This window comes from Nonomuraea jabiensis, from assembly GCF_014204795.1.
Taxonomy (GTDB): domain Bacteria; phylum Actinomycetota; class Actinomycetes; order Streptosporangiales; family Streptosporangiaceae; genus Nonomuraea; species Nonomuraea jabiensis.
On the sequence record NZ_JACHMB010000001.1, the window covers coordinates 1,184,327 to 1,198,700 of the forward strand.

The following is a 14,374-nucleotide window of genomic DNA, read 5'->3' on the forward strand; positions in this document are numbered from 1 at the left end:
ATTTGGGGAGCCGAGTGCCTCGTGGGCGCACTAGCCTGAGTGCGTGACAGATCGCATCGAGGTAGCCGCCACTGAGCTGCGACCCCTGCTCGAAGAGTTCATCATGTGGGCGCGTGCGAACGCCCCCGGAAGCGACCCCGAGCTCGTGGGGCCCGCCGCACTGTGGCACCGTCTCGCCTTCTCGCAGGACCTCGGCACGTGGAAGCGTGCTGACCTGCGCAACCTGCTGCTCGACCGCATGCCCAAGGTCGTGGAGGATCCCGACGCCGCCGCCGACGGGATGCTCCCGGCCGTGGACGCGTACCTGACGTTCCTCTCCCAGACGGGCAGGCTGGCCAAGGGCTCGGACTCCCTCGCCGATCTGCAGGCTGAGCTCGACGACGTCGAGGACGAGTTCGTCGACCTCATGGAAGAGCTGCTCGACGACGCCGAGGGCGACGACGAGGAGGAGGACGAGGTCGGCGACCTGGGCGATTTCGAGCCGTTCGCGGACGACCTCGCCGAACTCGACACGATCAGGCTGCGGCCCGACTCGGAGCTGGCCGCGGCAGCGCGGCAGGCGCCGCTGGTGACCAAGGCCCGCGACCTCGCCCTCTGGGTGGGGTCCGGGCGCCGGGTGGGCGAGGACACCCTGCTCACCGACGCCGAGGTGGAGGAGGCGCTGGCGGCCGTCGGGCTGCCCAGGCCCGACACCGGCGGCCCGGTCGCCGAGGCCGTCCCGCAGCTCTGGAACATCTGGAACCTGGCCGTGGACCTGGAGTTCCTCCAGCCCGGCGAGGGCAACACGGTCGCGGTGCAGGACGACACCTCGGAGTGGCCGTTCGACGACGACGAGGACGTGCTCGACGCCTGGATGCTCGGGCTCCACTCGGTCGACTACGGCGACCCGGAGCTGAGCGACGAAGACCTCACGATGGCGCTCGCGGGCCTGACCCGGGGCCTGCTGGTCAGGCTGCTGCTGGCGGGCGGCTCGCGTGACCTCGACGACCTGGCGCAGGACCTGGCCGAGTCCGCCGCCGACCTCGACGAGCTGGGCTCGGACGCCTGGGAGGCGGCAGGCGACCCGCTGGCTCCCGCGATCGACTGGCTCGTCGGGTACGGCATGGTCGAGGTCGACGGCAACACCCTGCGCCTGACGCCGCTCGGCACCGAGGGGGTCGTCCACCTGGTGGACGACGCCGACATCGAAGTGGACGCGCGGCCCGCGATCGAGTCCATGAGCGCTCACGAGCTGCTGGCGCTCAGCGCCGAGCTGCCCGAGGAGGAGGCCGACGCGGAGTTCGCGGCCTGGATGCGGCTCCGGGAGCCGGGCAAGGCGGCCGAGGAGCTGCTGGAGGCGGCGGCCGAGGACGAGAGCGACGCGCTGATCAGGGTGCAGGCGGCCAGCGTGGTCGGCACCCTGGGCGAGGCCGCCATCCCGGCCTGGCAGGCGGCACTCAAACAGTCCTCGCTGCGTCCGTACGCGGCCACGCACCTGAGCCAGCTGGGGGTCGAGGGGGCTCCCGAGCCCACTCAGGACGACACCCACTGGCTGATCCTGGACATGTGGACGATCTCGGCCGGGCTGGGGCGTTCCGAGTTCGTGAGCAGCCTGCGGGACATCGGGCCGGAGATGGTCAACGAGCTGCTCGAGGTGATCTGGCGGATTCCGCACGCGCACGTGGAGGAGCTGCTGGACCTGATCTCCCAGGTCCACCCGGACAAGCAGGTCGCCAAGGCGGCCCGCCGCGCGCTCTTCAAGGCCCGCTCGGTGTAACCCACCGCTCGGTGGAGGCCCTCGCCAGCGCTCTTGCGGCGGGGGCCTTTCCATTTCAAGCGGCTTTCTCCTCGGACGGGCAACCCGCCACACGAGGCCCGGCCTCCCGGGCTTCGCACGCTCGTGAGGAGCAGCCCGCTCACCGCGCACAGCCAGACGGCCTCAGGCGGGCAACCCACCGCACATGGCCCGGCCTCCTGGGGTTTCACGCTTACGACGAGCACCCCGCCCGCCGCAAGAGCCGGACGCTTCGAGCCGGCAACCCATCGCACAGGGCCAGGCTCCGTAGGGCCTCGCACGCCCACAGCGAGCGCCCGCCACACGCGACTGGATGCCTTGGGTCGGCAACCCCCGCACGGGGTGGGTGGTGGGCGAGGGCGGAAAGCAGAAACGCTCCGGGGCTGTGAGCGCCGGAGCGAGTGTGGTAGACGTAGTCCCGACCGGATTCGAACCGGCGCTACCGCCTTGAGAGGGCGGCGTCCTGGGCCACTAGACGACGGGACCTTCGCGGGCTTGTGACAGTGGTAGTCCCGACCGGATTCGAACCGGCGCTACCGCCTTGAGAGGGCGGCGTCCTGGGCCACTAGACGACGGGACCCTGTCCACAAGCTGCTGGCGCCGGGATCTCCCCGGCAACGCAGGTAACTCTACCGCACCCCGGAGACCACTCCAAACCGCTTAACGGCCCATCAGGTCGGGCCTGTGGCGGCGTACCCAATCCCCCATCGCCCCGCCTGCCCACAGCGGGTCGAACTCCCCGAGCGGGATCGCCACCTCCGGCCGGCCGGTGGCCGGGTCCGTGGGGACGCGGGCCAGCCGCTCGCGCATCCAGCCCGGCACGCGCGGCGGCACCCTACGCTCGCCCCACCCGACGAGCCCCACCGAACGCAACGGCTCCACCCGTACCCGCACGCCGCCCGGACGGCCGATGCGCCTGGGATTGGCCAGCTGGGTGTCCACGACGTCGATCCTGGTGATGTCGGGCCAGCGGAGGTGGACGCGGAAGCCGTACGAGTCGGTCAGCTCCACGCCGTCGGCGGAGAAGCGGACGACGGTGCCGGCGGTCAGGCGGCGGTGCTTGGCCACGAGCACGGCCAGGAGGCCAGCGGTGGCCAGGCCCCCTATGGCGGCGCCCAGCGGGGTGCTGCCGGTGAGGATGGCGCCGAGGAGCAGGCAGACGACGAAGAAGAGGGCGAGCGGAGCGACGAACGGGGCGGCGAAGCGCGGGAAGTTGCCCGCGCGAATACGAAACTCATCCATAAGCCGGGCGGACTCTACCCAAACCACTGCCGTGACTCCACCCTCACGTTCCTCAGCCGGTGAGGAGGCCGCGGCGGTAGGCCTCGGCCACGGCGGAGGCGCGGTCGCGGACGTCGAGCTTGGCGTAGATGTGCAGCAGGTGGGTCTTGACGCTGGCCTCGCTGATGAACAGGCTCGCCGCCGCCACCTTGTTCGTCGCTCCCCCCGCCACCAGGCGCAGCACCTCCAGCTCCCGCTTGCTGAGCCTCCCCCTGGTGGGCTTGCGGAGGGCCGCCGCGAGCCGGCCGGCCACGGCGGGGGCGAGGACGGTCTCGCCCCGGTGGGTGGCGCGGACGGCGCGTACCAGCTCCTCCGGCGGGGCGTCCTTCAGCAGGTAGCCGGTGGCGCCCGCTTCGAGGGCGGGCAGGACGTCGGTGTCGAACGTGGTCAGGACCAGCACCCGCGGGCCCGTGCCGCTGAGGCGGCGGATGGCGGTGACCCCGTCCATCCCCGGCATGCGCAGGTCCATGAGGACGATGTCGGGCTCGAGCTCGGCGGCCAGGCGTACGGCCTCCGCGCCGTCGGCCGCCTCGCCGACGATCTCGAGGTCGGGCTCGCCGCCGAGTGCCGCGCGCAGGCCGTCGCGCACGATGGGGTGATCGTCCGCTATCAGCAGCCTCAGCCGCATCTCTCCCCTTCCGGCCGGCACCTGTCCCTCGTCAGGGTCTCATCCATCGCCCGTCCAGGGGTCGATCGACCACGCGCCCGCCGGGCAGGGCGCTGCCGGGGCACCTCAGGCGTGCCCACGACTTCTCAGGGGAAGGGGCGGAAGAAGCGCTGGGCGGGGCGGGCGGGCGTCGGGGACGGTGGGTGAGGCACGGCGTGGCTGTCTCATGGATCATGGATGGTCGTCTGCGGCGGGGATCGTGGGGATGGCGGCGGCCACGGCGGTGCCCTGGCCGGGGGTGGACTCGACGTGGAGGGTGCCGCCGACGGCGCGGACGCGCTGGCGCATTCCGTCGATGCCGAAGCCGTCAGCGGGCTCCTGCGGGGTGAAACCGGCGCCGTCGTCTCGAATGTCGAGGAGGATGGTTTCGTCCGTGTACGACAGGGTCAGGCCCGTCCTGGAGGCCCTGGCGTGCTTGGCGACGTTGGCCAGAGCCTCCTGGGCCACGCGGAACAGCGTGTCCTCGATGGGGGCGGCCAGGGCGACCGGGGTGCCGGTGATCTCGAGGATCAGGTCGACGCCGGCCGACCGCGACCACGACTCGGCCAGGTCGGTGATCGCCTCCGGGAGCTTCGAGGTCTCCAGCGGCTCCGGGCGCAGGGCGCGTACGGACCGGCGGGCCTCGGAGAGGCTGCGGCGGGCCAGCTCGGCGGCCTGGTCGAGGTGGCCGCGGCGGGCCTCGGGCCGGGAGGCGCGGTCGGCGGCGTGGAGCTGGCCGATCAGGGCGACGAGGTCCTGGGCGACCGTGTCGTGGATCTCGCCCGCCACGCGGTGCCGCTCGTCGAGCACGCCCGCCCGCCTGGCCTGGTCGAGGAGCCGGGCGTTGAGGGAGGCGTTCTCGGCCATGGCGGCGCGCAGGCGCTCGACCAGGCGGCGGCGCCTGTCGTGCTCGCCGGAGACGTACCAGCCGGCCAGGACCAGCGGCAGCGCCACGCCCGCGATCACGGTGAGCAGGGTGCCCCGGGCGCCCGGCCCTGCCTGGGCCGTCACGATGACGATGGCGGTGAGCGTCACGCCCGCCATGGTCAGCCGGGCCGGGAGCAGGGCGCTGGCCAGCGGGTAGCCGATCGAGGCGAACACGATGAAGGCGGGGCTCGCGGCCGTCAGCGCGGCGGCGAGCGCGATCAGCACGAGGAAGTGGCCCACGACGAGCGCGCGGCGCGTGTCCCGGCGGCGGTGGAGCCAGCCGATCGGCGCCACCCACACCGCGGCGGCCAGCGCGACCGCCGGCCACCACGGCGCGAGGCCGCCGCCCGCCGCCCACCCCGGGCCCGCCGCGCCGGCGAGCCAGGCCGGCAAGGGGCCCGCCAGCCAGCGCAGGAGGGGCCAGGGCGCACCGGCGGCCGGCGCATCCGCGAGGGCGGCCGCGGTCGAGGAGATCCCGAGCAGTCCGGAGGCGAGGCACAGAAAGACCCCGCGTTCGCGCCCGTCGAGCCAGCTCATGAGGTCAAGCCTGGCATGGCGTCAACCGATCGGTGGATGCCGGACCTCCACCGCACGACGAGCCGGGCAGGCGATGCGCACCCGCCCTGAGCTGGACGAACATCGAGTCATGAGCTTTCCGACCCGTAGGGACATGTTTCAGTACGCCGCCGTCGCGGGCGCGGGCGCCGTGGGCGCCCAGGCCGCCGGACCGAGGCGGGAGGTGACCACGTACGTCTTCGTGACCGGCGCGAACGGCGTGGCCGGCGGCGACTCCGAGCTGGCGCTGCGCGGCCACCGCACCGTGGGCGTGACGCTGCCGGGACACGGCCCCGAGGAGCAGTTTCGCCTCGCCTACCAGGCCCCGCAGGACCTGGAGAAGCTGGCCACGCTGCCCTCGCCGGTGGCGGGGGTCACGCTGGACGACTATGTCGAGGCCACGGTGGACGCCGTGCGCCGGGTCTCCGGCTACGGCCCAGTGATCCTGGTGGGCGGCAGCCTCGGCGGCTCGACCATCACGAAGGCGGCCGACGCGGTGCCCGACCTGATCGACCTGATCGTCTACGACACCGCGTTCTGCTGCACGAACCTGAGCTCGCCCAACGACTATCTGTCGACGCCGGAGGGCAAGGAGAGCCTGGCGGGCAGCGTGGCGGCGGGCATCATCGCCGACCCGAGGGTGATCGGCGCGATCCGCATGAACTGGCGGACCAACGACAGGAGGTTTCTGGACGCGGTCAAGGCCGCGTTCATGGCGGAGGCGAGCGAGGGCGAGCTCCTGGCCATGCTGAACACGTTGCTGCCGGATGAGAGTCTCCTGGTGGGGAGCGCCGACGCCCGGGGGCGCAAGGAGGCGTGGGGACGGGTGCCGCGCGTCTACATCAGGCACACGCGGGACAGGGTGATCCCGCTCGCGCTGCAGGACCGGATGATCAGGGAAGCGGATGCGGCCACGCCAGGCAACAAGTTCAAGATTTACTCGGTGGAGGCTTCGCATGCGCCGACGGCGAGGACGTACCGGCTGATTACCGAAATCCTGCACAAACTGGCGAAATGATAATGCTGGGGTACCAGGACTCGAACCTAGACTAACTGAACCAGAATCAGTCGTGCTGCCAATTACACCATACCCCACCGCTTGCGACCCCTGAGGGCGCTCTCGGCGACGTCCGAAAGAATAGCCCAGCTCGGGGGGTAAGACCAAAACGAATAGCCAACGAACCCTCCACCGCCCACAGCACCGGCCCTCACGTGCCAAGCTGAAGGGGACAAAACACCACGTGGAGGAGCCCCACCGTTGGCCGGTAACCCGTTCTTCACCTCTAGCGACCTGCCGTACGAACTGCCGCCCTTCGCCGACATCCGCGAGGAGCACTACCTGCCCGCGTTCGAGCGCGGCATGGCGGAGCAGCTGGCGGAGGTCGACGCGATCGCAGGCAGCGGCGAGGCGCCGACGTTCGACAACACGATCGCCGCGCTCGAACGGTCGGGACGCATCCTCGACCGCACGGCCACGGTCTTCTTCAGCATCGCCGCCTCCAACACCACCGACGGCATCATGGAGATCGAGAAGGCGATCTCTCCCCAGCTGACCAGGCACGGCGACGCGATCCGGCTCAACCGGGCGCTGTGGGCGCGCATCAAGCAGGTCTCCACGGAGGATCCCGAGGAGGCCTGGCTGCTGGAGAAGTACCGGGAGGACTTCATCAGGGCGGGCGCCGACCTGTCGGAGCCGGACCAGGACCGGCTCCGGCAGCTCAACGAGGAGCTGTCGAAGCTCTCGACGGAGTTCGCGCAGACGCTGCTGAAGGCCTCGACGGAGTCGGCGCTGGTGGTGTCGGACCCCAAGGAGCTCGACGGCTTCGACCAGGCCAAGATCGATTCGCTGCGCAAGGACGGCAAGTACGTCCTGCCGCTGCTCAACTTCACCGTCCAGCCGGGCCTGGCCCAGCTCACCGACCGCGACGTGCGCCGCAGGCTGTACGAGCTGAGCGTCGGGCGGGCGCCGGGCAACTTCGGGCTGGCGGCCAGGATGGCGGCGCTGCGGGCCGAGCGGGCGGCGCTGCTGGGGTTCCCCAACCACGCGGCGTACGTGGTGGCCGACCAGACGGCCAAGACCGTCGAGGCGGTCGAGGAGATGCTCGGCCAGCTCGTCGCCCCCGCCGTGCGCAACGCGCGCAAGGAGGCCGAGGCGCTGTCGGAGCAGGCCGGGTTCGACATCGAGCCGTGGGACTGGTCGTACTACTCCGAGAAGGTGCGCCAGGCCCGCTACGACTTCGACGCCGCCGAGATGCGGCCGTACTTCGAGCTCGACCGCGTCTACCGTGACGGCATCTTCTTCGCGGCCGGGAAGCTGTACGGCCTCACCTTCACCGAGCGGCCCGACCTGGGCGGTTACCACCCCGACGTGACGGTGTACGAGGTGTTCAACGAGGACGGGAGCCGGCTGGGGCTGTTCGTGCTCGACCCGTACGCGAGGGAGACCAAGCGCGGCGGCGCGTGGATGAACAACCTGGTCGACCAGTCGTTCCTGTTCGGGCAGCTGCCGGTGGTCATGAACAACCTCAACGTCACCAAGCCGGCCTCGGGGCCGACGCTGCTGACGTACGACGAGGTCAACACGGCCTTCCACGAGTTCGGGCACGCGCTGCACGGGCTGTTCTCCCAGGTGCGCTTCCCGCGCGTGTCGGGCACCCACGTGCCGCGCGACTTCGTCGAGTACCCGTCACAGGTCAACGAGATGTGGGTGACCTGGCCGGAGGTGCTGGCCAACTACGCCAAGCACCACGAGACGGGCGAGCCGATGCCGGCTGAGCTGGTGGAGAAGCTGCAGGCGGCGGAGAAGTTCAACCAGGGCTTCAAGACCGTCGAATATCTCGCCGCGACCCTGCTCGACTGGGCCTGGCACAAGCTGGCGCCCGGGGAGACGGTGGCCGACCCCGAGGCGTTCGAGTCCGCGGCCCTGGAGGCCGCCCAGATCGCCATGCCACAGGTGGGGCCGCGTTACAGGACCAACTACTTCGCCCACATCTTCTCCGGCGGCTACAGCGCCGGCTACTACTCCTACATCTGGAGCGAGGTGCTCGACGCGGAGAGCGTGGAGTGGTTCAAGGAGAACGGCGGGCTCACCAGGGCCAACGGCGACCATTTCCGCCGCGAGCTGCTCTCCCGCGGCGGCAGCCTCGACCCGCTGACCGCGTTCCGCAACTTCCGCGGCCGTGAGCCCAGCATCCAGCCGCTGCTGGTCCGGCGCGGCCTCGACTGAGGCCGTCCACCGGGCCTTATCGCCGCGTCTTGCCCGCGCCCCTCCCTCCACCGACTTCGGCAGAGGTTTTCGGAAGAAGGATCAAGGGGCGCGGGCGACGCGCCCGAGGCGCCCGGGGTCAGCCTTTCAGGCGGGCCAGCGCGGCGCGCAGGCGCTCCTGCGCCCGCCCGCGGCCGAGCACCTCGATCGACTCGAACAGCGGCAGGCCCACCGTCCGGCCGGTGATCGCCACGCGGACCGGCGCCTGGGCCTTGCCGAGCTTGAGCCCGTACGCGGTCCCGACCTCCTCCAGCGCCTCCTTGAGCGACTCGGGGTCCCAGCCGACCGTCTCCAGCCGCGACAGGTAGTCGGTGAGGATCTCCACCGGCGAGTTCTTCATCGCCTTGTCCCAGGACGCCTGGTCGAAGACCGGCTCGTCGAGGAAGAGGAAGTCGACGTTGTGCCGGATCTCCGACAGCACCGCGATGCGGGTCTGGGCCAGCGCCGCGACCTTGCTGAACAGCTCGCGGTCCCAGGACACGTCGAGGTAGGGCGCGCAGCGCTCCTCGAACGTCTCCAGCGGCAGCGCCCGGATGTACTCGCCGTTGAACGCGCGCAGCTTCTTCTCGTCGAAGAACGCGCTGGCGGAGTTGACGTCCTCCAGCCTGAACAGCGGCATCATCTCCGACCACGGCATGATCTCGCGGTCCTCGCCCGGCCCCCAGCCCAGCAGCATCAGGTAGTTGACCATGGACTCCGCGAGGTAGCCCTCGGCGCGGTAGTCCTCCAGGGCCACCTTGTCGCGGCGCTTGGACAGCTTCTTGCGCTGCTCGTTGACGATCACCGGCAGGTGCGCCCAGACCGGCGGCGTGGCGCCCAGCGCCGGCCACAGCAGCATCTGCTTGGCCGCGTTGCCCAGGTGCTCCTCGCCGCGGACGACGTGGGTGATGTTCTGGGTGATGTCGTCGACCGCGTTGGCCAGCACGTAGAGCGGCGAGCCGTCGGTGCGGGCGATGACGAAGTCCTCCTGCGCCTCGTTGGGGAACTCCACGTTGCCCCGGATGAGGTCCTCGACGACCGTGACGCCGTCGTCGGGGGTGCGGAAGCGGACCGCGCCCTCGGTCAGGCCGCGCTCGCGGCAGTGGCCGTCGTAGCCGCGGTGCTCGGAGCCGGTGCGGGCCACCAGCAGCTCGCGCGTGCAGTCGCAGTAGTAGGCCCGGCCGTCGGCCAGCAGCTTCGCCACCGCCTCGCGGTGCTGGGCCTCGTACGCCGACTGGAAGTAGGGGCCCTCGAACGCCGGGTTTCCGCCGTTGATGCCGATCCAGTCGAGGGCGGAGATGATGCCCTCCGTCCACTCCGGCCGGTTTCGCGACGCGTCGGTGTCCTCGATGCGCAGCACGAAGCGGCCGCCGGACTGTTCGGCCAGCGCCCAGTTGAACAGCGCCGTGCGGGCACCGCCCACATGGAACATGCCGGTTGGGGACGGGGCGAACCGCACCCGTACTTCAGTCACGGGAGACCACCTTGTTCGTGAGTGTGCCGATGCCTTCGATGCCGACGCTGACCTCGTCGCCGATCTCGAGCGGGCCGACGCCCGCGGGGGTGCCGGTCAGGATGACGTCGCCGGGGATCAGGGTCATGACCGCGCTGACGTAGGCCACCAGCGCGGGGATGTCGTTGATGAGCTGGCTGGTGCGGCCGCTCTGCCGGATCTCGCCGTTGACCGTGGTCGTCAGCGCCAGGTCGCTCGCGTCGAGATCGGTCTGGATCCACGGCCCCAGCGGGCAGAACGTGTCGAACCCCTTGGCCCGGGTGAACTGCACGTCCTTCTTCTGGAGATCGCGGGCGGTGACGTCGTTGGCGCAGGTGTAGCCGAAGATCACGTCCTTGACCCGCTCGACCGGCACCTCGCGGCACAGCCTGCCGATCACCACGGCCAGTTCCCCCTCGTAGTCGACGCGGTCGGACAGCGTCGTGGGGTACGCGATGTTCTCGCCGTGGCCGATCACCGACGTGGACGGCTTCATGAAGATCAGCGGCTCCTCGGGCACCTCGTTGCCCAGCTCGGCCGCGTGCTCGGCGTAGTTTCTGCCGATGGCGACCACTTTGCTCGGCAGCATCGGAGCCAGCAGCTTCACCTGGGACAGCGGGTGGCGCTCGCCGGTGAACTGCACCTGGCCGAACGGGTGACCGGCGACCGCGGAGATGACCTCCTCGCCCGGGCCGCCCTCGACCACGCCGAACGACACGCCTTCGCCTGTGGAGAACCTCGCTATACGCACCTGACAAGGCTATCGCCGCCACCGCCAGGCTCCGCCCAACGCGTCCCCCGTGCCGCGCCGGACCAGGAGCGGGACCCCGGGACCGCCCGCGTTAGTCTGGTCGTGTCGCTGACGAGAGGGGTCCCGTTGTCCGTCGTGAAGATCAACGTCCTGAACGTGCCCGCCGACATGCGCGAGGAGCTCGAACGGCGCTTCGCCAACCGGGCGGGCATGGTGGAGTCGGCCGACGGGTTCGAGTGGTTCGAGCTGCTCAGGCCGGTGGAGGGCACCGATCGCTACCTCGTCTACACGCGCTGGCGCAGCGAGGAGGACTTCCAGAACTGGCAGCAGGGCGAGGCCTTCCGGCGCGGGCACGCCCAGGCGGCGCAGGCCGCCCAGGAACAGGGACAGGGCCACGGGCACGGGCACGGGCAGGGGCCCGCGGCGACCGGCTCGGAGGTGTGGACCTTCGAGGTCGCCGAGAGCACCGGCCCCAAGTCCTAGCCGATCCGGCCGCCAGGATCAGTCGTCCAGCGGGTTGCGGGCGATGCGCTCCACGATGCCGGCGCGGACGAACTGGCCGGCGAGGCTGGACGGCTTGCGCGCGCCCTGCTCCGAGATGCACGCCCCGAACTCCTTGGCGATCTCCAGCCTCGGGTGGCGCTCCAGGACCTCCCGCCTGACCGCCTCGGGGATCTCCTCCGTACGGCGGCCCGAGATGTCCATGCCGGTCGAGAGCTCCAGCAGGTGGCCCTCCGGGTCCTCCTCCAGCGGCACCTCGTCCCACATGTGCCGGATGATCACCTCGCGGGCGCGTGCCCTGCGCTCGGGCGACCAGCCGGCGCCCGCGCAGAACACCCAGGCCACGTCGCCGCCCGCCTCCTCGAACGGTACCGAGTGGCTGTCGAACTCGGCCGCCAGCCCGAGGTCGTGCAGCATGGCCGACACGTAGAGCAGCTCCGCGTCGAACGCGATGCCGTGCTCGCGCGCGTACGCGGCCGCCCACAGGTAGGCCCGGATCGAGTGGTTGAGCAGCGAGGGCGTGTGGTAGCGGGCCGCCACCTCCAGCGCTCCGCGGCAGGCGGGTGTGTCCGGGATCACGAGGTCGTCGAATGTCACCGCACCAGCATGTCGTGCCAGGTACGCCTACCGCCATCCGGGACACCGGTGGCGCATCGAGCATCTAACGAATCCGCCACTCAACTTGACCCATTGATCGCGATTCGGAAAGCATGTTCCACCTTCACTTTTTGTCCCGAAAGGAACTGGCGTGCGCCGGCTCGCGATACCTCTTGCCCTTTTGCTGGCGCTCAGCGGGTTAGCCAGCCCCGCGCATGCCGACAAGGTGACCCGGACCGCGGAGTGCCAGGGCGACTGGCTGCCCGGCACGCCCACGGCCGACGACGTCATGAAGGGCGAGATCTCGCTGGTCGGGCTGCCGGCGTACAAGCTCGGCAAGAAGATCAACTGGAGCGCGAGCCCGTACCGGAACCGTTCGTGGGAGTTCGTGTTCCAGTCGCTGCGCTGGATGGGCACGCTGGTCGTCGCGTACGAGAACAGCGGAGAGCGGAGCTACCTGGATCGTGCCACCGAGATCACCAAGGACTGGGTCGCGAACAACAAGCCCGGGGCCCGCGGCACCCAGCCGTACACGTGGAAGGACCACCCGGTCTCGCTGCGCACGCAGCCGCTGCTCTGCCTGAGCATGCACGTCAAGGAGAGCTGGCTGAAGGACAGCCTCGCCGACCACGCCAAGCTCCTGTCGAACTCGCGGCTCTACAAGAAGGGCCACAACCACGGCATCGACCAGGACATCGCGCTCATGGGCATCGGCTGCAGGTACAGCCGCAAGGACTGGTCGGACCTGGCCTCCCGCCGGCTGACCGGCACGGTGAAGCTCGACGTCGACTCGCAGGGCGCGCTCATGGAGCAGGCTCCGCGCTATGCGGTGTACGTCTACAGCCGACTGCAGGTCGCGATGGCCAACATGAAGGCGTGCGGCAGGAAGGTGCCCGGCGAGATCGCCAGGCGGGCCGAGGCGATGAAGGACTTCATCGCCCACGCCACCATGCCGACCGGCTACATGGTGCCCATCGGCGACGGCACCGCCGAGACCGAGCCGAAGATCGAGACGGGGACGCCGAAGCAGGAGGTCAAGACGTACCGGGCGGGCTACGTCTTCGGCCGTACGGCCTGGGGCAAGCCGGACTCGGCGTACTACTCGATCAGGTTCGGGCCCGGGCTGAAGTTCCACGGCCACGAGGACCACCTGGGCGTCACGTACTACGCCCACGGGCGCAACCTCCTGGTGGACGGCGGCTTCCACTCCTACGAGAAGAGCGCCTACCGCTACTGGACGCTCTCCCCCGAGGCCCACAACGTGCCGACGGTGGCCGGGGCGCGCTTCAAGCCGCGGACGCCCTCGAAGCTCGTGGCGTCGAAGTACGGCAAGGGCCGACAGTCGTTCAAGCTGACCGACAAGGCGTACGGGGTGAGCCGCACCAGGTCGGTCCTGGTGAACCACGGCGAGGACCTGATGGCGGTGCTGGACACGGCGTCGGGCGGCAAGAAGGTCAGCAACCTCTGGCGCTTCGACCCGTCGCTCAAGCTCGTGTCCAACGGCGGGGGCAAGGTCGTGCTCGGGGACGGCAAGTTCAAGGTCACCCTGCTGCAGTTCTCCTCGTCGTGCGACCGGGTCGGCGGGCAGAAGGTGGAGCGCGGGGGGAAGGTGGGCTGGGTCTCGCCCACGTACCTGTCGAAGCTGCCGACCAATGTGGTGGTCTCACCGGCGGCGAAGTCGCTGCTGACGGTGATCGTGCCCGGGACGGACTCGCCCAAGGTGTCCTGCTCGGGCGGGAAGGTCACGGTGGACGGCACCTCGTTCTCCGCCAAGGCGTTCTAGCCGTGGGGGTGGACGGGGCGCCGTCCACCCATCAGCCCAGGAACGAACCGCCGCCGTCCACCATGATCGAGCAGCCGGTGATGAACGAGGCGTCCGGCCCGGCCAGGAAGACGGCGGCACGGCCGATGTCGGCCTCCGCGTCGCCGGTGCGCCGCAGCGACAGGCCGGACAGCGCCGCGTCCAGCTCGTCCGGCCGCGAATCGAAGTAGGACTTAGCCCCTTCGCTGAGCGCGAAGGGGCAGATCGCGTTGACCGTGATGTCGTGGGCACCCCACTCGCGGGCCGCGGTCCTGGTGAGCCCGCCGACGGCGGCCTTCGCCGAGACGTACGCGGCGTAGCCGACCAGCCCCTGGATCTCGGAGCCGGAGCGCAGGTTGATGACCCGCCCGCCACCCTTGAGGTGCGGGAAACAGGCCCGCATGAAGTACGTGCTGGCCATGGGGCCGGTGCGGAACGCCAGCTCGAGATCCTCGTCGGTGATCTCCTCCAGCGGCACCCCGACGCGGGCGGCCATCGCGTTGTTGACCAGGATGTCCACGGTGCCGAACCGCTCGACCACCGCGGCCACCGCGGCACCGACGGCGGCGGAGTCGCGGATGTCGCAGGTCAGCGGGATCGCCGCCGCGCCGAGGCGCTCGATCTCGCCGGCCGTCCCGGCCGCCGCCTCGGCGTTGAGGTCGACGACGGCGATCGAGGCGCCCTCCTTGGCCATGGCCGTCGCGATGCCGCGCCCGATCCCCTGCCCGGCGCCTGTCACTATCGCGACCTTGCCCTCCAACGAGCCCATGACGGCTCCCTTCCTTCGCACTATCCAACACCTGTC

Annotated in this window: 12 protein-coding genes and 3 tRNA genes; 5 read left to right on the forward strand and 10 right to left on the reverse strand. The window is 70.5% G+C overall.

Annotated elements, in window-relative coordinates; genetic code table 11:
• Nucleotides 1-43: 43 nt before the first annotated feature.
• Complete coding sequence (locus HD596_RS04865) at nucleotides 44-1,756, forward strand: hypothetical protein (protein WP_185068089.1); 1,713 nt, start codon at nucleotides 44-46, stop codon at nucleotides 1,754-1,756.
• 431 nt (nucleotides 1,757-2,187) lie between these two features.
• Here the strand turns inward: HD596_RS04865 and HD596_RS04870 are convergent.
• The 5 genes from HD596_RS04870 to HD596_RS04890 form a co-directional block, all read right to left on the reverse strand.
• A tRNA-Glu gene (locus HD596_RS04870) sits at nucleotides 2,188-2,260 on the reverse strand.
• Between the two features lie 18 nt (nucleotides 2,261-2,278).
• Nucleotides 2,279-2,354: transfer RNA gene (locus tag HD596_RS04875), tRNA-Glu, on the reverse strand.
• Nucleotides 2,355-2,434: 80 nt separating this feature from the next.
• Complete coding sequence (locus HD596_RS04880) at nucleotides 2,435-3,016, reverse strand: hypothetical protein (protein WP_185068090.1); 582 nt, start codon at nucleotides 3,014-3,016, stop codon at nucleotides 2,435-2,437.
• A 52-nt stretch (nucleotides 3,017-3,068) separates the two neighbouring features.
• Nucleotides 3,069-3,683: a response regulator gene (locus HD596_RS04885; protein WP_185068091.1), complete on the reverse strand. Its 615-nt coding sequence runs from the start codon at nucleotides 3,681-3,683 to the stop codon at nucleotides 3,069-3,071.
• 210 nt (nucleotides 3,684-3,893) lie between these two features.
• A complete protein-coding gene (locus HD596_RS04890; RefSeq protein ID WP_185068092.1) occupies nucleotides 3,894-5,165 on the reverse strand; it encodes a sensor histidine kinase in 1,272 nt (423 codons plus the stop codon).
• Between the two features lie 109 nt (nucleotides 5,166-5,274).
• On the opposite strand from HD596_RS04890, the gene HD596_RS04895 reads away from it, so the two are divergent.
• Nucleotides 5,275-6,201: an alpha/beta fold hydrolase gene (locus HD596_RS04895; RefSeq protein WP_246554137.1), complete on the forward strand. Its 927-nt coding sequence runs from the start codon at nucleotides 5,275-5,277 to the stop codon at nucleotides 6,199-6,201.
• Between the two features lie 5 nt (nucleotides 6,202-6,206).
• On the opposite strand, the gene HD596_RS04900 is transcribed toward HD596_RS04895, so the two are convergent.
• Nucleotides 6,207-6,278, reverse strand: a tRNA-Gln gene (locus tag HD596_RS04900).
• 163 nt (nucleotides 6,279-6,441) lie between these two features.
• On the opposite strand from HD596_RS04900, the gene HD596_RS04905 reads away from it, so the two are divergent.
• Nucleotides 6,442-8,409 (forward strand): M3 family metallopeptidase, encoded by a 1,968-nt coding sequence (locus HD596_RS04905; RefSeq protein WP_185068093.1) that lies wholly within the window; start codon nucleotides 6,442-6,444, stop codon nucleotides 8,407-8,409.
• 118 nt (nucleotides 8,410-8,527) lie between these two features.
• Here the strand turns inward: HD596_RS04905 and gltX are convergent, their stop codons facing one another.
• On the reverse strand, nucleotides 8,528-9,859 hold the full coding sequence (gene gltX, locus HD596_RS04910; protein WP_221520204.1) for a glutamate--tRNA ligase: 1,332 nt from the start codon (nucleotides 9,857-9,859) through the stop codon (nucleotides 8,528-8,530).
• A 34-nt stretch (nucleotides 9,860-9,893) separates the two neighbouring features.
• The gene (locus tag HD596_RS04915) at nucleotides 9,894-10,670 is read right to left on the reverse strand and encodes a fumarylacetoacetate hydrolase family protein (RefSeq protein ID WP_185068095.1); all 777 of its coding nucleotides are present in this window, start codon (nucleotides 10,668-10,670) and stop codon (nucleotides 9,894-9,896) included.
• Between the two features lie 126 nt (nucleotides 10,671-10,796).
• Between HD596_RS04915 and HD596_RS04920 the strand changes: the two genes are divergently transcribed.
• Nucleotides 10,797-11,153 carry an antibiotic biosynthesis monooxygenase family protein gene (locus HD596_RS04920; protein WP_185068096.1) on the forward strand — a complete coding sequence of 119 codons (357 nt, stop codon included), beginning with the start codon at nucleotides 10,797-10,799 and terminating at the stop codon, nucleotides 11,151-11,153.
• Nucleotides 11,154-11,171: 18 nt separating this feature from the next.
• On the opposite strand, the gene HD596_RS04925 is transcribed toward HD596_RS04920, so the two are convergent.
• A complete protein-coding gene (locus HD596_RS04925; RefSeq protein ID WP_185068097.1) occupies nucleotides 11,172-11,768 on the reverse strand; it encodes an HD domain-containing protein in 597 nt (198 codons plus the stop codon).
• A 226-nt stretch (nucleotides 11,769-11,994) separates the two neighbouring features.
• Between HD596_RS04925 and HD596_RS04930 the strand changes: the two genes are divergently transcribed.
• Nucleotides 11,995-13,551 (forward strand): heparinase II/III family protein, encoded by a 1,557-nt coding sequence (locus HD596_RS04930; protein WP_313042799.1) that lies wholly within the window; start codon nucleotides 11,995-11,997, stop codon nucleotides 13,549-13,551.
• A 31-nt stretch (nucleotides 13,552-13,582) separates the two neighbouring features.
• Here the strand turns inward: HD596_RS04930 and HD596_RS04935 are convergent, their stop codons facing one another.
• Complete coding sequence (locus HD596_RS04935) at nucleotides 13,583-14,338, reverse strand: SDR family NAD(P)-dependent oxidoreductase (RefSeq protein WP_185068098.1); 756 nt, start codon at nucleotides 14,336-14,338, stop codon at nucleotides 13,583-13,585.
• Nucleotides 14,339-14,374: the final 36 nt, after the last annotated feature.